At 60.6% G+C, this 18,207-nt stretch carries 16 protein-coding genes and 1 pseudogene; 8 read left to right on the forward strand and 9 right to left on the reverse strand.

Annotation, left to right across the window (positions count from 1 at the left end; genetic code table 11):
• The first annotated feature begins 135 nt into the window (after positions 1-135).
• From ACP7BX_RS00355 to fabB, 5 genes are all read left to right on the forward strand, one after another.
• Positions 136-2,256, forward strand: coding sequence for a TonB-dependent receptor plug domain-containing protein (locus ACP7BX_RS00355; RefSeq protein ID WP_426130376.1), 2,121 nt, complete (start codon positions 136-138; stop codon positions 2,254-2,256).
• Between the two features lies 1 nt (position 2,257).
• Positions 2,258-3,187 (forward strand): ABC transporter substrate-binding protein, encoded by a 930-nt coding sequence (locus ACP7BX_RS00360; protein WP_314534272.1) that lies wholly within the window; start codon positions 2,258-2,260, stop codon positions 3,185-3,187.
• Positions 3,184-5,085 (forward strand): ATP-binding protein, encoded by a 1,902-nt coding sequence (locus ACP7BX_RS00365; RefSeq protein ID WP_426130379.1) that lies wholly within the window; start codon positions 3,184-3,186, stop codon positions 5,083-5,085. Before ACP7BX_RS00360 ends, ACP7BX_RS00365 begins: the two co-directional genes overlap by 4 nt.
• 249 nt (positions 5,086-5,334) lie before the next feature.
• A complete protein-coding gene (fabA, locus tag ACP7BX_RS00370; protein ID WP_010211704.1) occupies positions 5,335-5,850 on the forward strand; it encodes a 3-hydroxyacyl-[acyl-carrier-protein] dehydratase FabA in 516 nt (171 codons plus the stop codon).
• Positions 5,851-5,861: 11 nt separating this feature from the next.
• Entirely contained in the window at positions 5,862-7,082 is a 1,221-nt protein-coding gene (gene fabB, locus ACP7BX_RS00375; protein ID WP_016979549.1) for a beta-ketoacyl-ACP synthase I, read from the forward strand.
• Between the two features lie 164 nt (positions 7,083-7,246).
• On the opposite strand, the gene ACP7BX_RS00380 is transcribed toward fabB, so the two are convergent.
• The 3 genes and pseudogenes from ACP7BX_RS00380 to ACP7BX_RS00390 form a co-directional block, all read right to left on the reverse strand.
• A complete protein-coding gene (locus tag ACP7BX_RS00380) occupies positions 7,247-8,110 on the reverse strand; it encodes a methyl-accepting chemotaxis protein (RefSeq protein WP_371317968.1) in 864 nt (287 codons plus the stop codon).
• A pseudogene (locus tag ACP7BX_RS00385) lies at positions 8,102-8,872 on the reverse strand (MCP four helix bundle domain-containing protein); the annotation flags it as partial. The pseudogene ACP7BX_RS00385 and the gene ACP7BX_RS00380, both read right to left, overlap by 9 nt.
• Positions 8,873-8,967: 95 nt before the next feature.
• Positions 8,968-9,990 (reverse strand): amidohydrolase family protein, encoded by a 1,023-nt coding sequence (locus tag ACP7BX_RS00390; protein ID WP_426130381.1) that lies wholly within the window; start codon positions 9,988-9,990, stop codon positions 8,968-8,970.
• A gap of 141 nt (positions 9,991-10,131) precedes the next feature.
• Between ACP7BX_RS00390 and ACP7BX_RS00395 the strand changes: the two genes are divergently transcribed.
• Positions 10,132-10,548, forward strand: a complete 417-nt coding sequence (locus tag ACP7BX_RS00395) for an OsmC family protein (protein ID WP_033897639.1) — start codon at positions 10,132-10,134, stop codon at positions 10,546-10,548.
• A 64-nt stretch (positions 10,549-10,612) separates the two neighbouring features.
• On the forward strand, positions 10,613-11,479 hold the full coding sequence (locus ACP7BX_RS00400; RefSeq protein ID WP_426130383.1) for a pirin family protein: 867 nt from the start codon (positions 10,613-10,615) through the stop codon (positions 11,477-11,479).
• Positions 11,480-11,578: 99 nt separating this feature from the next.
• On the opposite strand, the gene ACP7BX_RS00405 is transcribed toward ACP7BX_RS00400, so the two are convergent.
• The 4 genes from ACP7BX_RS00405 to ACP7BX_RS00420 all read right to left on the reverse strand — a co-directional run bounded on the left by ACP7BX_RS00405 (position 11,579) and on the right by ACP7BX_RS00420 (position 15,287).
• Positions 11,579-12,301, reverse strand: a complete 723-nt coding sequence (locus tag ACP7BX_RS00405; protein ID WP_426130385.1) for a dienelactone hydrolase family protein — start codon at positions 12,299-12,301, stop codon at positions 11,579-11,581.
• A 66-nt stretch (positions 12,302-12,367) separates the two neighbouring features.
• Positions 12,368-14,272, reverse strand: a complete 1,905-nt coding sequence (gene htpG, locus ACP7BX_RS00410) for a molecular chaperone HtpG (RefSeq protein ID WP_038850343.1) — start codon at positions 14,270-14,272, stop codon at positions 12,368-12,370.
• Between the two features lie 89 nt (positions 14,273-14,361).
• Complete coding sequence (locus ACP7BX_RS00415) at positions 14,362-14,814, reverse strand: PaaI family thioesterase (protein ID WP_016979555.1); 453 nt, start codon at positions 14,812-14,814, stop codon at positions 14,362-14,364.
• On the reverse strand, positions 14,811-15,287 hold the full coding sequence (locus ACP7BX_RS00420) for a PaaI family thioesterase (protein ID WP_426130388.1): 477 nt from the start codon (positions 15,285-15,287) through the stop codon (positions 14,811-14,813). The genes ACP7BX_RS00415 and ACP7BX_RS00420 overlap by 4 nt, the downstream gene beginning before the upstream one ends.
• Positions 15,288-15,443: 156 nt before the next feature.
• Here ACP7BX_RS00420 and ACP7BX_RS00425 point away from each other — a divergent pair, with 156 nt between their 5' ends.
• On the forward strand, positions 15,444-15,695 hold the full coding sequence (locus tag ACP7BX_RS00425; RefSeq protein WP_010211724.1) for a hypothetical protein: 252 nt from the start codon (positions 15,444-15,446) through the stop codon (positions 15,693-15,695).
• Between the two features lie 91 nt (positions 15,696-15,786).
• Here ACP7BX_RS00425 and ACP7BX_RS00430 read toward each other — a convergent pair whose 3' ends face one another.
• A complete protein-coding gene (locus tag ACP7BX_RS00430; RefSeq protein ID WP_033897634.1) occupies positions 15,787-16,524 on the reverse strand; it encodes a DUF599 domain-containing protein in 738 nt (245 codons plus the stop codon).
• 144 nt (positions 16,525-16,668) lie between these two features.
• The gene (brnQ, locus tag ACP7BX_RS00435; protein ID WP_033897633.1) at positions 16,669-17,982 is read right to left on the reverse strand and encodes a branched-chain amino acid transport system II carrier protein; all 1,314 of its coding nucleotides are present in this window, start codon (positions 17,980-17,982) and stop codon (positions 16,669-16,671) included.
• Positions 17,983-18,207 lie beyond the last annotated feature (225 nt).

The raw sequence follows: 18,207 nt of genomic DNA on the forward strand, positions 1-18,207 counted from the left end.
GGCCAGCCCCCGCATCAATTCGTGCGTTTGTCGGAAAATGCCACATTTTCATGAAGCAATTGCAAGTCCGACGACTGGCAAAAGGCCCCACCTCAGTTAACATGGGCGGCTATCCGCAATTATCAAGGCCGTGCCGTGTATTTGGGCCCTCCTCCTCGCTCATCCCTCTGGTTGATGTTGTTGTGCAGCGCACCGACGCTGGCCGACGACCTGTTCCTCGACAGCCAGCCGCTGCCCCAGGTATTGACGGCCACGCGCCTCAAACAGTCGGCCGCCGCTGTACCGGGCAGCATGACCGTGATCGACAGCGAGTTGATCAAGGCCAGCGGCGCGCGGGACATCAGTGAGTTGCTGCGCCTGGTGCCGGGGATGATGGTCGGCTACACCACCGGCAACCAGGCGGCGGTGAACTACCACGGTACCAGCGCCAGCGACGCGCGGCGCATGCAGGTGTTGATCGACGGCCGCTCGGTGTACCGCGCGGGCCTGGCCACCGTGGACTGGAGCGACATTCCGGTGGCCATGGAGGATATCGAGCGCATCGAAGTGTTCCGTGGCCCCAACACCGTCAGCTACGGCGCCAATGCCTTGATGGCGGTGGTGAACATTCTTACGCGCTCGCCGGCCAACAGCCACGGCACGCGGGTAAAAGTGGTACGTGGCGAACGCGGTATCAACGACTTTTATGCCAGCCAGGGCGCGGGCTGGGAAACCGGCGACTTGCGCCTGTCCCTGTCCGGGCAGCAAGACGACGGCTTCGACAGCGATGCGTCTGGCGCCGACCGCCGCGACAGTCGCCGCCTCAGCCGCTTCAGCCTGGCGATCAGCCAGACGCTGAACACGCAGCAAAGCATCGACGTGCAACTGGACGCAAAGGAAGGCACCAACCAGCGGCCGTATACCTACAGCCCTGTCTTTGCCGGGATTACCGAAGGCGGCGACAACTCCGACGTCACAGCCAAGGATTACGCCGGCTCCGTGCGCTGGAACTTCGACTTCAACCCTGAGCACAGCCTGTATATCCAGGGCTCGGCCCAGCAGTGGGACCGCCAGCAAGTCTGGAAAGCCTGTGACGCCAAGGTCTCGTTCAGCCCCGAGCTGACCCAGTTGTGGCAGATGAACCCCAACTACGCCGAACTGCTGGCCCGGCACATGGACACCTACAGCCAAGGCAGCGCACCACCGGGCAGCGCCGCCGAACAGGCGTTGGCCAACCAGGTGCTGCAACAATGGCGCAACGGTGCCAGCCAAAGCGTCTGCGGCGACATCGACCAGAGCACCCGCGAGAGCCGCTACGACCTGGAAATTCAAGACACCCTCAGCCTGTCCGACAGCCTGCGCCTGGTCAGCGGTATGAACTATCGCTATGACCGCGCCGACTCCGACACCTACTTCAACGGCACTCTGGACGACACCACCTGGCGCCTGTTCGGCCAGTTGGAATGGCGCGCGAGCGAGCATTGGCTGCTGCAAGGCGGCGCCATGTATGAAGACACCCACCTGAGCGGCAACTCGCTGACGCCACGGGTGGCGGTCAACTACCTGATCAACCCGCGCCACGGCCTGCGCGCGGTGTATTCCGAGGCAATCCGCTCGCCGGACATGTTCGAGAACAACGTCAACTGGAGTTATCGCGTCACCAACCTCAGCTCCCCGGCCTACGGACAGACCACCGGGCAATACTTCGTAAAAACCCGGGGCCCGGGCAACCTCGATAAAGAGATGATGAAGTCACGGGAACTGGGGTACAACGGCTTCTTTGCAGACATCGGGCTGAACATGGACGTGAAACTGTTCTACGACGAGATCACCGACATGATCAGCTCGCCGCTGCGCAATAACCAGTACATTGCCAGCAACGCCAACAGCGCGCGGTTCACCGGCGCCGAGTCGCAGTTCGACTGGCGCGTGAGCAACGCCGATCGTCTGCGGCTCACCTATGCTTACGTCGATGCCAGCAGCAGCAACCCGCTGGACAAAGCACAGACCGCGCGCAACAGTGGCTCCGCCGGCTGGTTGCGTGAGTGGGGCCAGGGTTGGTCCAGCGCGCTGTTCTACTATGGCGATGACGCACTCAACCAATATCGCTTCGAACGGGTCGACCTGCGGGTGGCCAAGCGCATTGCCCTGGGCAAAGCCAACGTGGAGCTGGCCGGCATGTTGCAAGAACGCCTCGACAACCAGCCCACCACCTGGGCCGACAACAATTATGACCATCGCCACGTGCTCTACTTCAGCGCCGAGTTAGAGTTCTGACATGGGCGACTCGTCACGGATGACTGGCGTGTTGATCACTCGGCTCTGGCGGCGTGCCGTGCTGCTCGCGTGCCTGCTGTTGGCGGCGCCGGCGTGGAGCGCCGACGTCCTGCTGACCGCCGCCGAAGACGGCGCCGGTGTGCAAGCCTTTGCCCAGGCCCTGGCCCAGCAACGCCCTGAAGACCGTGTCACCTTCACCGCCCTCAAAGACTTGCCGGCACCCGGTCGACTGCCGGCCAACACCCGTCTGATTTTGCTGGACTTGCCCGGCCTCGACTGGCGCCTGCAAGAACCTCAGGGTCCACCGACCCTGGTGCTGCGCATCAGCCGCCTGCAAGCCCATCAGCGCCTGGGCAACATGCCGCACCCACGCATCAGCCTGCTGTGGAGCGACCCGCCGCTGGATCGCCAACTGCGCTTGATCGCGGGCATCCTGCCGCAGGCGCGACGCATCGGCGTGCTCTATGGCGCCGACAGTGAATTCCTGCTGCCCGAACTGCGCCAGCATGCCGCGCCGCTAGGCCTGGAGATCGTGCCGCAGCTGTGGGACAACATTAATGACAGTCGGCCGCTGCAGACCCTGTTCCGCAACAGTGACGTGCTGCTCGGCCTCGACGACCCGCAGCTGTACAACCCGAAAACCGCGAAGAACCTGTTGCTGAGCAGTTACGCCCAGCAATTGCCGCTGATAGGCCCGAACGCGGGCTTCGTGCGGGCGGGCAGCCTGGCCAGCACCTACAGCGACCAGGCCGACTGGCTGGCCGTGCTCGACCGCCTGCTCGACCACTCGCCGGCCAACTGGCCGCGCTCGCTGTACCCGGAACGCTTCAAAGTCGTGGGCAACCCGCAAGTCGCGCGCTCACTGGGGATCGAACAGGTAGATGAAGCCAGTGTCGGCGCCCGATTGGCCGAAGGAGAAAAACGCCCATGACCTTGCGTCGTCGTTGGGACATCAACACGCGAACCCAGCTCATCACCTTGGGCCCGGCGCTGTTGCTGACGTTGCTGTTGATCAGCTTCTTCACCTTCGTGCGTATCCAGGACCTGCGCCAGGAACTGGACCACACCGGCCAACTGATCGCCAACCAACTGGCGCCCGCCACCGAGTACGGCGTGATATCCGGCAACAATGATGTGCTCGACAGCTTGCTGCGCGCCACGCTGGCCACACCCCATGTGCGTTTCCTGGAGATCCAGGACAGCAGCGAAAACATTCTGGTGTATGTCGAGCAACCGTCGGAGAAGCACGACCGTTCGCTGTCGGTGAAAGTGTTCCAGGCGCCGATCCGCCTGCAACATATCCAGCTGGGCAATGATTTTTTCCAGGACAACCTCAATGAACCCAAGGCCCCGCGCGCGGACTACCTGGGCCGGGTGATCGTCGGCATGTCCAACGATGCGTTCAGCCAGCGCCAACAGGAGATCCTGTTCAAGGCCGGTATCCTCGCGCTGTTCGCCCTGCTGTTTACCTTCCTGCTCGCACGGCGCCTGGCCGCCAGCCTGTCGCAGCCGATCAGCGCCATGGGCCATGCGGTGAAGGCGATCCAGCAAGGCGACTACCAGACGCCGCTGCCGATTGTGGATGACTCGGAGCTGGGCGACCTGTCGCGGCATATCAACAACCTTGCCGAGGGCCTCAACCAGGCCAGTCGCGAACAGCAACAGGCCATGGCCCAGTTGATCCAGACCCGCGAAGAGGCCGAGCGCGCCAACAACGCCAAGTCAGACTTCCTGGCGATGATGAGCCATGAACTGCGCACCCCCATGAACGGCGTGCTGGGTATGTTGCAGTTGTTGGAAACCACCGAGATGACCGAGGAACAGACCGAATACGCGGCGCTGGCGTCGGAGTCCACCGAGCATTTGCTCAAGGTCATCAACGACATCCTCGACTTCTCGCGTATCGAACGCGCCGCCCTGGAGCTGGAGCATATTCCGTTCAACCTGGCGGACCTGATCAACAGTTGCGCCCAGGCCTTCCAGCACAGTGCCCAGCAACGTGGGCTGGCGCTGCAACTGGCGATCCCGCTGGGGATGGACGCCTTGCACGTGCAGGGTGACCCGACGCGGATCCGCCAGATCCTGGTGAACCTGATCGGCAACGCCTTGAAGTTCACCGAGCACGGCAGCGTCAGCGTCGAGCCCCATTGGCAGACCCTCGACCATGAACTGGTGTGGTTCACCTGCACCGTGCGCGACAGTGGCATCGGCATTTCCGCCGAACGCCTGGAGGCGATGTTCGACGCGTTCCAGCAGGCCGACAGTTCCATTTCAAGACGTTACGGTGGCACCGGCCTGGGCCTGCCCATCGCCCGTACCTTGGCCGAACGCATGGGCGGCACCCTGCGCGCCCAGAGTGAAGAAGGCCGCGGTTCGGTGTTCACCCTGGAAATTCCCCTGGCCATCGACCAGCACAGTGTGCCGACGATTGCCAGCGACGCCGACGGCAAAGCCAGTGCGGGCGATGGTCGCCATGTGCTGCTGGTGGAAGACAACCCGGTCAACCGCACCGTGGTCGAAGCCATGCTGCGCAGTCTGGGGTTTGAAGTGAGCCTGGCCACCGACGGTGCCGAAGCGATCCGCAGCGCCGAGAGCCTGATTTTCACCGCCATCCTGATGGATTGCCGGCTGCCATTGATCGACGGCTACGAAGCCACCCGGCAGATTCGTCGGTTGCCGGGCTGTGCCGACTTGCCGATCATCGCGCTGACCGCCAACGCCTTGCAGGGCGACCGTGAAGCCTGCCTGGCAGCGGGAATGAACGATTACCTGGCCAAGCCGTTCAAACGCACGGATTTGCAGCAAATCCTACAGCGTTGGGTGCAATAGCGCCGCGCCATCAGCCAACTCCGACTGGCGTGAAAGGCGAAAGTGCGGCAGTCTTAGGCACCCGAACGGGCCGATAAACAGGCCCGGTTTAAAATTTCAGTGAACAAGTGTACATTCAGTACCTTGCCGCTGTGACTTTCACTACAACGCAATAGTCTATGTGTAGGCTGCCGACATGAGGCATGAACGCTTCATTCGGTTCGGGAAGATTTACCCTACCCTGCCGCATGGGATTATTGAGGAGCTCGCATGACCAAACAAAACGCCTTTACTCGGGAAGACCTGCTGCGCTGCAGTCGCGGTGAGCTGTTCGGCCCAGGTAACGCGCAACTGCCCGCCCCGAACATGCTGATGGTGGATCGCATCACCCATATCAGCGAAGAGGGTGGCAAGTACGGCAAAGGTGAATTGGTCGCCGAGCTGGATATCACCCCGGACCTGTGGTTCTTCGCCTGCCATTTCGAAGGCGATCCTGTCATGCCAGGCTGTCTGGGCCTTGACGCCATGTGGCAGCTGGTCGGTTTCTTCCTCGGCTGGCAAGGCTTGCCGGGCCGCGGTCGCGCCCTGGGTTCGGGCGAAGTGAAGTTCTTTGGCCAGGTCCTGCCGACCGCCAAGAAAGTCACCTACAACATTCAAATCAAGCGCGTCCTCAAGGGCAAGCTGAACCTGGCCATCGCCGATGGTTCGGTGAGCGTCGACGGTCGCGAGATCTATACTGCCGAAGGCCTTCGGGTCGGCGTATTCACATCCACTGACAACTTTTAAGGGTTATCCGCATGCGCCGCGTCGTTATCACTGGTCTGGGCATTGTTTCTTGCCTGGGCAATGACAAAGAGACCGTCACCGCTAACCTGCGTGCAAGTCGCCCTGGCATCCGCTTCAACCCGGAATATGCCGAAATGGGTCTGCGTAGCCAGGTTTCCGGCTCCATCGACCTGCCCCTCGAAGAACTGATCGATCGCAAGATCTATCGCTTCGTCGGCCACGCTGCCGCTTACGCCTACCTGGCCATGAAAGACGCAATCGCCGACTCCGGCCTGAGCGAAGACCAGGTCTCGAACGTACGCACCGGCCTGATCGCCGGCTCCGGCGGCGCATCGACCCTGAACCAGATGGAAGCGCTGGACATCCTGCGCGAAAAAGGCGTGAAGCGCGTTGGCCCGTACCGTGTCACGCGGACCATGGGCAGCACCGTTTCCGCCTGCCTGGCCACGCCGTTCCAGATCAAGGGCGTGAACTACTCGATCTCCTCTGCCTGCGCCACCAGTGCACATTGCATCGGTACTGCGGTTGAGCAGATCCAACTGGGCAAGCAGGACATCGTGTTCGCCGGCGGCGGTGAAGAAGAGCATTGGAGCCAATCGTTCCTGTTCGACGCCATGGGCGCACTGTCGACCCAGTACAACGAAACCCCGGAAAAGGCCTCCCGCGCCTACGACGCCAAGCGTGACGGTTTCGTCATCGCTGGCGGTGGCGGCATGGTGGTGGTCGAAGAGCTGGAACACGCCCTGGCCCGTGGTGCCAAGATCTACGCGGAAATCGTCGGTTACGGCGCCACTTCCGACGGCTACGACATGGTTGCCCCGAGCGGTGAAGGCGCCATCCGTTGCATGCAGATGGCAATGTCCACTGTTGATACCCCAATCGACTACCTGAACACCCACGGCACCTCGACTCCGGTCGGCGACGCCAAGGAAATGGAAGGCGTGCGTGCGGTATTCGGCGACAAGGCTCCGGCGATCAGCTCTACCAAGAGCCTGTCCGGTCACTCCCTGGGCGCCGCTGGCGTTCATGAAGCGATCTACTGCCTGCTGATGATGGAAGGCAACTTCATGGCCGGCTCGGCCAACATCGACGAGATTGATCCGGTGGTGGCTGACATGCCGATCCTGACCAAGACCGTTGAGAATGCGAAAATCGACACCGTGATGAGCAACAGCTTCGGCTTTGGTGGCACTAACGCTACCCTGGTGCTGAAACGCTGGCAGGGTCAGTAAGACCTGTAGCTTGATTGCATGAAAAAGCCCCGACTGGTTCGGGGCTTTTTTTGTGGGTAATGGACCGAGTCGCCTTCATCGCAGGCAAGCCAGCTCCCACAGGGGAATGCATTTCAAATGTGGGAGCTGGCTTGCCTGCGATAGCGCCCACCCGGTTCCCGGCCCTACACCGAAAACCGCGCCACCATGGTGTTCAAGTCCACCGCCAACCGCGACAACTCCTGGCTCGCCGCGCTGGTCTGGTTGGCCCCGGTCGAGGTCTGATGCGCCAGGTCGCGGATGTTCATCAAATTGCGATCCACCTCCCGCGCCACCGCTGCCTGTTGCTCTGACGCGCTGGCGATCACCAGGTTGCGCTCGTTGATCAAGGTGAACGCCGAGGCGATTTCCTCCAATGCCGTGCCCGCCGACTTGGCGATGTCCAAGGTCGAGCGTGCACGGGTGTTGCTGTGTTGCATCGAGCTGACCGCCTGATCGGTGCCCTGTTGAATCCCGCTGATCATCTGCTCGATTTCCTGGGTCGACTGCTGGGTGCGATGGGCCAAAGCCCGCACTTCGTCGGCTACTACCGCAAACCCACGTCCGGCATCCCCGGCGCGCGCCGCTTCAATCGCCGCGTTCAACGCCAGCAGGTTGGTCTGCTCGGCAATCGAGCGGATCACGTCCAGCACCTTACTGATGCCATACACCTTCTGCGCCAGGTCCTCGACCTGGGTCACGTTGTCGGTGACATCGGTGGCCAGCGCCTCGATTGACACCACCGTCTGATGCACCTGCTCACGCCCATGCTGGGCAATGCGGTCGGACTCGCGTGAAGCCTGGGACGTGGCCACCGCGTTGCTTGCCACCTCCTCCACCGCCGCCGTCATCTGGTTCACCGCCGTGGCGGCCTGCTCGATTTCCTGGTTCTGCTGGTGCAGGCCGCGAGTGGCATCTTCAGTCACGCAACTGAGTTCCTCCGAGGCGGAGGCCAACTGGTTCGACGATTCGGCAATACGCCGGATGGTGTCGCGCAGGTTGTCCTGCATGCCCTTGAGCGCCTGCTGCAGGCGCGCCGGCTCATCGTTGCCACTCACATGAATCTCGCCGGTCAGATCGCCACTGGCTACGCCTTGGGCGACTTTCAGCGACTGGGCCAGGGGCAACACGATGCTGCGCGTCAGCCACACGGCCAGGCCGATGGTGATCAGTGCGGTGAGCACGATCATGCCGATCACCCAGCTGCGCGACTGGCTGAACACGCTTTGTGCCAGGCTGGCAGCCTGATTGGCGTTGGCTTTGTTGAGGTTGACCAGGTCATGCAGGGTCGTGGCCATCTCGTCGGCAAGCTGGTTCATCTCACCGTTGACTACCCTGATCGCGTCTTCGAGCTGGTTGGCCTTGGAAAAACCCACGACCTGCTCCTGACGTTGCAGGTACTGCTGTTCCTGGGCCTTGAAGCGATCAAACAGCGTGCGCTCCTCGGGCAGCACAATCAGCGCTTCGTAGAGCGTTTGCGCATGGTGCAGACCGTTTTTGAGGTCGCTGAGTTTTTGCTCGTTCTGCGCCAGCGCCTGGGGATCGCGGTTGACCAGCAGGCGCAAGGTCAGCGCCCGGATGCGCAGCAGGTCCTGGCTCATCTCCCCCACAGCCATCACGCTGGGCAGCCAGTTGTTTTCCACCTGATCCGACTGTTGGCGCATATTGGCCATCTGCAACAAAGCGAAACCGCCCAGGGCAAACACCATCAACGCCAATAGGCCAAACCCCAGGCCTGCGCGCGGGGCGATATTCAGACTTCTGATACTCATGCCTTGGCTCCTTCCAAATGCGCTGCATCCATTTGCAGCTGGCTCTTGAAAGGTATCGGCCTATGAGCGCCTTTGCGTAAGACGAAAACGCGATATCAACGCGCCACTCCATCGCGGGCCGCTTTAGGCAGGATGGCCAGGAAGTTGTCCCGCGCCACTTTTCGGGCGACGGCCTCCGGCAAGGCATCCAAAAAGGGATCGAAGCTTCGTATTTTCTTACCCAACTTGTTGAAACGCCCTACTACGTCCGAACCCAACATAAACCGCTCAGGGAAGCGCTCCACCAGCGCTACCCACTCGGGGCGAGGCTGGCCGGCATCATCCAGCAGATACGGCGTAAGCATGCTCCAGGACAGGTCGATGTACAGGTTGGGATAGGCCTCCAGCAGGCGACTCAAAGTCGGCAACAAAAAGTCCATCTGCACCTGATGACGATGGATTTCCTTGCTGGTGCCGGCATGGGCCCAGATAAAGCGCGTGTGCGGATGATTGCGCAGCGGTTCTTCCACTTCGGCCAGGTACAGCGGGTTGCGCTCGCGCTTGGAGGTGATATTGGAGTGCAGCATCACCGGCAGGTCGTTTTCTGCCGCAAGGTGATAGATGCGGGTCATGGCTTCGTTATTCGCGCGCGGGGTGTCGCCTGCGGTGATGGCCGTGAGGTCGTCATGACGGGTGAAGACTTCGCCAATGCCCTGCCACAGCCCTGGGTTGAGGTCGAGCATGCGCTGGATATGGGCGGCCGAGTTCTTATCGTTGGGGTTGAAGCCGGACAGGAACGGATGGAAGTGGCGGCGTTGCTCGGGGGTCAGCTTGTTGAGCGCTGCGGCGACGATCACGTCGGTGGCGCTGTACCAGTAGGCATCGGCGTCATCACCGGCGTAGTAACGCGGCCGCTTGGGTTCGTCTTCGTGCCATTTTTTCGCAACGGGTATGCCGGAAATCATCACATGCTCGATGCGATTTTCCGCCATGGCCGTGAGCAGCTTGTCCATGCCGGCGGTTTCCTGGAAGAAATCCACGTAATGCAGGTGCGCATCGCTATAGGCGTAGTCGCGAGCCTGCACAGCAAAGCTGCTGGCGGCGAACAAAAGGGCCAGCGTCAGGCGGGTCCAGGGCACGATAAAACCTCGATAAGGGCTGATACGGGTAGACCTTGCCCACGCTGCCTGGGTTCATCCGGAAAAAAAACGCGGAACACCGAAGTGCCAGCATGCTCTATAACTGCATGACCTTCATCCTGCCACCCTGTGAGGTTTACCATGCCTGTTACCGTGAATACCCTGAACCAGGACAACTTTCGTCATAGCGTCAATATCAATAACCACGAGTTGTTTACCGACCTGCCCAAAAGCCTCGGCGGCGACGATTCGGCGCCCTCTCCCCACGACTACTTCGATGCCGCCCTGGCATCGTGCAAAGCCCTGACCGTCAAGCTCTACGCGCAGAAGAAAGACATCCCGCTGACTGGCGTGACCGTGGAAGTCACCCACGACGCCACTGAAGAGCAAAAAGGCAAATACAAACTCAACGTCAAGCTGACGCTCAAGGGCGTACTCACCGACGAGCAACGCGACGAACTGCACCGTGTGGCGGATCGCTGCCCGGTGCACAAGCTGATGACCACTGCCGAAGTCACCATTGAGACAAAGCTGTCGGAAGGCGCCTTCAGCCAATAGCAGCAACATCCTACCGAGCGGGTTATGCTCAGCTTCATCTAACCCGCTCAGACTGGGACGTGCCATGACCCCCCTCACCGTGATCCGCCCTCGCCTCGAAGACGTCGAAGGCCAACCGATCCTGCGCCCGCTGCCGTCGCGGGAATGCCGCAGCGTGGGGCCCTTTGTGTTCTTCGACCATATGCTGCTCACCCGCTATGCACCGGGCGATGGCATGAATATCCGCCAGCATCCGCATATCGGGCTGTCGACCCTCACCTATCTGTTTGAAGGTGCTTTGCAGCATAAGGACAGCCTGGGTTCGGACCAGGTGGTGCAGGCCGGTGATGTGAGCTGGATGACCGCCGGCAGCGCGATTGCCCATGTCGAACGCACCCCCGAGCCGCTCAAGGCCAGCGGTTTCAGCCTGCACGGGCTGCAAGTGTGGCTGGCCTCGCCCAAGGACCATGAGACGGGACCGGGGCATTACAGCCATCACCCGGCAGCGAGCCTGCCGGTGAGTGACAACCTGGGCGTGCAGGTCCGCATGATCGCGGGCGATGGGTTCTGCCTCAAGTCGCCGGTGCCGGTGCTGTCACCCACGCTGTACGCCGAGGTGCAGATGCAGACGGCCACGACGCTGCTGGTTCCGGATGAGCATGAGGAACGAGCGGTGTATGTGCTGGAAGGTGAAGCACAGTTGGACGGTGAACTGCTTGAGGTGCATAGCCTGGTGGTCTTGCCCGTCGGTCAGGAGATGACGCTGTTCGCCGAGAGCGATTGCCACTTGGTGGTACTTGGCGGCGCGCCGCTGGATGGGCCACGGCGGATCAATTGGAATTTTGTCGCGAGTGATCCGGCGGTGATCGAACAGGCCAGGCGGCGCTGGGCGGCTGGGGATTGGCCGACGGTGCCGGGTGAGTCTGAAAGAATCGAGTTGCCGGTGAGATAGCATTCGCGAGCAAGCCCGCTCCCACATTTACCGGTGTACGCCGATCAAAATGTGGGAGCCGGGCTTGCCCGCGATAGGGCCGGAACAGGCGCTGAAATATCAGCCCTGGAACACTTCATCCAACAAATCATGCATCGACTTGAACGCCCGCTTGGCCGTCTTCGCGTCATACATCATCTTGCCCGGCACATTGGCATGGGGATCGGTGAAGGAATGCACCGCACCGCCATAGCTCAGCAATTGCCAATCCACACCGGCCGCGTTCATTTCATCTTCGAACGCCGGCAGTTGCGCTTTCGGCACCAATGGATCGGACGCACCATGCAGCACCAGCACTGAACCCTTGACGTGCTTGGCACCGGCCGGGTTCTGGGTGTCGATGGTGCCGTGGAACGAGACCGCCGCCTTCAAGGGCGCACCGGTCCGCGCCAGTTCCAGCGAGCAGAAACCGCCAAAGCAGAAACCGAAGGTCGCCAGCTTCGAAGTATCAACCTCGGCCTGGCCCTGCAGTTGATCAAGCGCTGCTTGCATGAGCTTGAGCAGCTTAGGGTTGTCATTCTTCAACGGCATCATCGCCGCGCCAGCTTCATCGCCATTCGACGGACGCACGGTCTGCCCGTACAGGTCCGCGATCAGCACCACGTAGCCCTTGCTGGCCACGCTCTTGGCGATCTCTTCGGCACCCGCACTCACCCCCATCCAGTTCGGCGCCATCAGCAGGCCCGGCAGCGGGCCCTTGTGGCTGGAATCGAATGCGAGGCGGCTTTCATAAGACTGGCCATCAATCTGATAGACCACGGAACGCACAGTGACTTGGCTCATCATTTACTCCAGTTGAGGTGCACTAGAACGAAAAAACCCGCCGAAGCGGGTTTTTCTACATCAGGGTCAAACCGACAGTTCAACCAACAGCTTGTTCAGGCGGCGCACATAGGCGGCCGGGTCTTTCAAGCTGTCGCCAGCGGCCAGGGCCGCTTGGTCGAAGAGGATGTGCGACAGGTCGCCAAACCGCTCTTCGCTTTGCTCGCCGTCGAGTTTCTCGATCAACGGGTGAGCCGGGTTGAATTCGAAGATTGGCTTGGAATCCGGCACCTTCTGGCCACTGGCTTCGAGGATCTGGCGCATCTGCATGCCCAGGTCCGCTTCACCGATAGCCAGGATCGCCGGGGAGTCGGTCAGACGGTGGGAAACCCGCACTTCGCTGACCGCCTCGCCCAGGGACGCCTTGATCCGCTCAACCAGGCCTTCTTTGGACTTGGCGACTTCTTCGGCTTCTTTCTTCTCTTCTTCGGAGTCCAGGTTACCCAGGTCCAGGTCACCACGGGCCACGTCGACGAAGGACTTGCCGTCGAACTCGTTGAGGTAGCTCATCAGCCACTCATCGATACGGTCGGTCAGCAGCAGCACTTCGATGCCTTTCTTGCGGAAGACTTCCAGGTGCGGGCTGTTCTTGACCTGGGCGTAGGTTTCGCCGGTCAGGTAGTAGATCTTGTCCTGACCTTCCTTGGCGCGTGCCAGGTATTCGGCCAGGGACACCACTTGCTCGCCGCCTTCTTCGTGAGTCGAGGCAAAACGCAGCAGGCCGGCGATTTTTTCCTTGTTGGCGAAATCTTCCGCCGGGCCCTCTTTCATGACCTGGCCGAAGTTTTTCCAGAAGCCTTTGTATTGCTCAGGCTCGTTCTTCGCCAGTTTTTCCAGCATGTCGAGGACACGCTTGGTCAGCGCCGACTTCATGGAGTCGATGATCGGGTCTTTCTGCAGGATTTCCCGCGACACGTTCAGCGACAAATCGTTGGAGTCGACCACGCCTTTGATAAAGCGCAGGTACAACGGCAGGAAGGATTCCGCCTGGTCCATCACGAACACGCGCTGCACATAGAGTTTCAGGCCTTTCGGCGCTTCACGCTGGTACAGGTCGAACGGGGCGCGGGCCGGTACGTAGAGCAGCGAGCTGTATTCCAGCTTGCCTTCGACCTTGTTGTGGCTCCAGCTCAGCGGGTTTTCGTAGTCGTGACCGATGTGCTTGTAGAACTCCTGGTATTCCTCGTCCTTGATCTCGGTACGCGGACGGGTCCACAGCGCGCTGGCGCGGTTGACCACTTCCCATTCCTGGGCAGGAGCCTCTTCGCCTTCGGCAGCCGCTTGTTCTTTCGGCAACTCGATTGGCAGGGCGATGTGATCGGAGTACTTCTTGACGATGTTGCGCAGGCGCCAGCCATCGGCAAATTCATCTTCACCGTCTTTGAGGTGCAGGACGATTCGGGTACCACGGTCTGCCTTGTCGACAGTGGCGATTTCGAATTCGCCCTCGCCTTTGGACGACCAGTGCACGCCTTCGCTGGCGTCGAGGCCGGCGCGACGGCTGAACACTTCCACTTGGTCAGCCACGATGAAGGCCGAGTAGAAGCCCACGCCGAACTGGCCGATCAGGTGCGAATCTTTCTTCTGGTCGCCCGACAGGTTCTTCATGAAATCGGCCGTACCGGATTTGGCGATGGTGCCCAAATGGGTAATCGCGTCTTCGCGGTTCATGCCGATGCCGTTGTCTTCGATCGTGACGGTCTTGGCGTCCTTATCAAAGCTCACACGGATTTTCAGTTCGGCGCCACCTTCCAGCAACTCAGGCTTGGACAGGGCTTCGAAACGTAATTTGTCGACAGCGTCAGAGGCGTTCGAGATCAATTCGCGAAGGAAGATTTCCTTGTTGGAATACAGCGAATGGATCATGAGGTGCAGCAGTTGCTTCACCTCGGTCTGGAAGCCCAGGGTTTCCTTTTGAGTTTCCACACTCATGGTCATCAAACTCCAATTGGATGGCAGTGGCCGCACCCTTGAGGGTTGGCGGCGGGTTGTCATCAAAGTTGGGGGCTAAGACCAGGATTTCAAGGGCGGCCCTGTTCCTCGATCTTGAAATGCGCACGAGCGGTGGCGATGGGCTCGGCCGCCGTGCTTTGCCAGGCGGTGATCGCCACGTTCGCCACCCGTCGGCCCTGGCGCCACACCTGGCATTTGGCGTAGGTGTCGCGAAACTGCCCGGCGCGCAGGTAATCCAGGGAAAAATCGATGATTTTCGGGATGCCCGGCGCGCCCGTGAACACCAGCAGGTGCAGCGCCGCCGACAGCTCCATAAAGCCTGCGATCACGCCGCCGTGCAGCGCCGGCAATATGGGGTTACCAATATTGTCCTTGTTGGCCGGCAGGCGGAACAGCAGCTCATCCCCCAGCCGCGTGCATTCAATGCCGATGAGCTTGGCGTAGGGAATCAGATTGAGCAGCGCCTCGTAATCGCCACGCTCATGGGCCTGCTCCAGGCGGGTCTTGAATCGGTGCGTCATGCCTGCTCTCCCTTGATCGTACTGCCCAATCCTTGAGTGCCCTTGAGGCGTTTGCCCATGCGCATGAACGTGCCCACCACATGGGCAATGGGTTGCTGGGGGTCGTCCTGATAGGCAAAGCCACGGGTGAAGATCACGTCGGTGGTCACCCGGTAGCATTGAGCGAACCCATACAGGGGTTTGTGGGGCGCCGCGGGATGCATGTAGTCAACGCGCAGGTCGAGGGTCGGGCACACTTCGAATTCCGGCAGCACACACAGGGTGGCCATGCCGCAGGCGGTGTCCATCAGGGAGGTCAGCGCGCCGCCATGGATCACGCCCGACTGGGGATCACCGACCAAATGCGCCGCGTAGGGCATGATCAAGGTGATGCCCTCCTCACTGGCCTGATGAGCGGTAATACCCAGCACCTGACAATGGCGCAAGGCCGAAACAAAGCGCGTCGCACGCTCTAACAGGGGATTTTCGGTCATTCGTTCCAGACTCTTATTAGTGTTGATTCGCGGAAGGGGTGGGCGGGCAAAAGTTCCGGTTAGTCAGGGATTTATATATCTATGGAATAAAAGGAACTAATGCCGAACCGCCATGCTCGAAAGGCCAGTAGATATCTTCAATAAGGAGAAACACCCATGCGCAAGACTTTAGCTATTTCCATGATGCTCGCCGCTGCCCTCGGTCTCGCTGCCTGCGACAAAAAATCCGAAGACAAAGCCCAAGACGCCGCCGCGCACTCTGAGCAAGCTCAGAAAGACATGGCGAAGGCTCAGGATAAAGTGAACGACGCTGCGAAAGAAAACGCCGATGCTGCCAAAGCTCAGGCTGAATCGAACGAAGCCGCCGCCAAAGAAGCAGCACCTGCTACCCCTGCCACCGGTTCTTGAGACCGCGGCTTGAAATAGCTTGGCTGCAAAAAGAAAGCCCGCTTAGATAGCGGGCTTTTCTTTGTCTGGCGTTTTTATTTAAAGGCCTTAGTTAGCCCACTTCTTTAGCCGGCTCCGGCGGCGGCGTGTCCGTCTGCGTATACACCATCACTTGCAGCACGTCGGAATGAAACTCCCGACGGTACAGCACCAACACCACCCCACTGCTCATCAACATGAACAACCAGGGGCTGACAAACCACGCCAGCATGGTCATGCCGAAGTAATAAGAACGCAGGCCGAAGTTGAACTGGTTGGCGGCCATGGAAATCACCCGCGCCGCGCGCAGGGCAAACGCATTGCGCTCCTGCTCCGACACATGTCGCTCACCGATCATCGGCGCCGAGCCCACTAGCACCGCCGCGAAGTTGTACTGGCGCATGCACCAACTGAATGTGAAGAACGCATAGACAAACACCAGCGCCAGGCACAGCAGCTTGATCTCCGACATGCCCTGGGACGCCTGCTGCACCATGGGGATATCCGCCAGCAGCGACACCGCGCGCTCTGAAGCGCCGAGTACGGTGAGAATACCGGCGAGGATGATCAAGGTGCTGGAGGCGAAGAACGAGGCATTGCGTTCAAGGTTGCCGATCACGCTGGCGTCGGCGATGCGGTTGTCGCGCAGCAGCATGCGGCGCATCCAGTCTTCTCGATACAGATGCAACACACTGGCCAGGCAGGCCGTGTCGCGGGCTTTCCAGGTGGCATAACGGGTGTAGCCCCCCCAGCAAAGGACAAACCAGAGCGCGGCAAGCAGGTGGATCTGATTGGTTTCGATAAACGACATGCGGGTCCTTATGACGAGCGCGTTTGAACTTGAAGTTTTCCTAACCCCTTCGACGTTAGCCCAAGCTAAAAGACACTGCCTGACGCCCAAAAAAAATGCCCCGTATCGATTGATACGGGGCATTTCGGCAGAGCCTTCAGCGGATCAAGCGATCGCTTCGCTGCGCTTGCCAAGCATCCGATCAATCACCACGGCCACCACCAGGACCATCACCGACGGCACCAGCCAGGCCAGGCCTTGCTCGCTCAGCGGCAGGTTGGTCAGTTGCGCCGGCAACCAGTCTGCGAAACCGGCGCCCTTGAGTGCGTCGATGCAACCAAAGATGAACGACACCAGCATCACCGGACCGACAATGCGGCCCTGCTCTTGCCAGAAGTCTTTGCAGAAGCTCAAGGCCACCAACACGATGCACGGCGGGTAGATCGCTGTGAGCACCGGAATCGAGAACGCGATCAGCTTGGTCAGGCCCAGGTTGGACACGAACAGCGAGAACAGAGCCAAGATCACCACCAGCGTTTTGTAGGACAGCGGCAGGATACGGCTGAAGTACTCGGCGCACGCGCAGGTCAGACCTACGGCAGTGACCAGGCACGCCAGGGAGATCAGCACGGCCAGGAAGCCGCTGCCCAGGGAACCGAAGGTATGTTGCACGTAAGCATGCAGCACCGCAGCGCCGTTGCTCGCGCCCGCGGCAACCGCATGGCTGCCCGAACCCAGGCGGAACAGGCTGACGTACACCAGCGCCAGGCCCACACCGGCGATCAGGCCGGCAATGATCGCGTAGCGGGTGATCAGCTTCGGCGACTCCACGCCACGGGAGCGAATGGCGTTGACGATCACGATGCCAAACACCAGGGCACCCAGGGTATCCATGGTCAGGTAACCATTGATGAAGCCTTGGGAGAACGGTGCAGCCACGTATTCCGGGGTGGCGACGCCCACTTCACCAGCCGGCAAGGCAAAGGCGGCGATACCGAGGACGGCCAGCGCGATGATCTTCAGCGGTGCGAGGAAGCGACCGACGGTGTCCAGCAAACGCCCTGGGTACAGGGAAACGAAGAACACCACCAGGAAGTACACCGAGCTGTAGAGGAACAGCGCCAGCGGACTTTCGCCGGTCAGCGGCGCCAGGCCCACTTCAAAGGACACGGTCGCGGTGCGCGGGGTGGCGAACAGCGGCCCTACCGCCAGATACGCCGCCGCCGCGAGCAGGCCACCGGCGATCTTGCCGATCGGGCTGCTCAGCGCGTCCATACCGCCACCGACCTTGGCCAGGGCGATCACGGTGACCACCGGCAAACCCACTGCGGTGATCAGAAAGCCCAGCGCTGCCATCCAGACGTGAGGTCCGGACTGCAAACCAACGATAGGCGGGAAGATGATGTTGCCGGCGCCCACGAACAGGGCAAACGTCATAAAGCCCAACGCCAGGACATCCTGGCTTTTCAACACTTTCATTTCGGGAAATACCACACTACTGAATCGGAATTTAGAGAGGGATTCCCTATGGATGAGGGAAATACTGCCGGCCCTTATGGGAGCCGACCGGTCTAGCGCGGGGCTTCCTTTTGGGATGCGCACGCATAAAGAGGCGGGTAGGTTACAGAATCGGGCTGACAAACGCACTGTTGCGGGGCGGACTGTCCGATAAGCGACATCTTAATGTCGCGTTTTCATACTTAA

Origin of the sequence: Pseudomonas sp. DWP3-1-3b3 (assembly GCF_049896305.1) — a bacterium.
Lineage (GTDB): Bacteria > Pseudomonadota > Gammaproteobacteria > Pseudomonadales > Pseudomonadaceae > Aquipseudomonas > Aquipseudomonas azotoformans_A.

What these genes read in the sequence shown, in the direction of transcription:
- ACP7BX_RS00360 (WP_314534272.1), top strand. Translation starts at nt 2,258, where the DNA reads ATGGGCGACTCGTCACGGATGACTGGCGTGTTGATCACTCGGCTCTGG.
- ACP7BX_RS00365 (WP_426130379.1), top strand. Translation starts at nt 3,184, where the DNA reads ATGACCTTGCGTCGTCGTTGGGACATCAACACGCGAACCCAGCTCATC.
- fabA (WP_010211704.1), top strand. Translation starts at nt 5,335, where the DNA reads ATGACCAAACAAAACGCCTTTACTCGGGAAGACCTGCTGCGCTGCAGT.
- fabB (WP_016979549.1), top strand. Translation starts at nt 5,862, where the DNA reads ATGCGCCGCGTCGTTATCACTGGTCTGGGCATTGTTTCTTGCCTGGGC.
- ACP7BX_RS00380 (WP_371317968.1), bottom strand. Translation starts at nt 8,110, where the DNA reads ATGCAGGACAACCTGCGCGACACCATCCGGCGTATTGCCGAATCGTCG.
- ACP7BX_RS00395 (WP_033897639.1), top strand. Translation starts at nt 10,132, where the DNA reads ATGCCTGTTACCGTGAATACCCTGAACCAGGACAACTTTCGTCATAGC.
- ACP7BX_RS00400 (WP_426130383.1), top strand. Translation starts at nt 10,613, where the DNA reads ATGACCCCCCTCACCGTGATCCGCCCTCGCCTCGAAGACGTCGAAGGC.
- ACP7BX_RS00405 (WP_426130385.1), bottom strand. Translation starts at nt 12,301, where the DNA reads ATGAGCCAAGTCACTGTGCGTTCCGTGGTCTATCAGATTGATGGCCAG.
- htpG (WP_038850343.1), bottom strand. Translation starts at nt 14,272, where the DNA reads ATGAGTGTGGAAACTCAAAAGGAAACCCTGGGCTTCCAGACCGAGGTG.
- ACP7BX_RS00415 (WP_016979555.1), bottom strand. Translation starts at nt 14,814, where the DNA reads ATGACGCACCGATTCAAGACCCGCCTGGAGCAGGCCCATGAGCGTGGC.
- ACP7BX_RS00420 (WP_426130388.1), bottom strand. Translation starts at nt 15,287, where the DNA reads ATGACCGAAAATCCCCTGTTAGAGCGTGCGACGCGCTTTGTTTCGGCC.
- ACP7BX_RS00425 (WP_010211724.1), top strand. Translation starts at nt 15,444, where the DNA reads ATGCGCAAGACTTTAGCTATTTCCATGATGCTCGCCGCTGCCCTCGGT.
- ACP7BX_RS00430 (WP_033897634.1), bottom strand. Translation starts at nt 16,524, where the DNA reads ATGTCGTTTATCGAAACCAATCAGATCCACCTGCTTGCCGCGCTCTGG.
- brnQ (WP_033897633.1), bottom strand. Translation starts at nt 17,982, where the DNA reads ATGAAAGTGTTGAAAAGCCAGGATGTCCTGGCGTTGGGCTTTATGACG.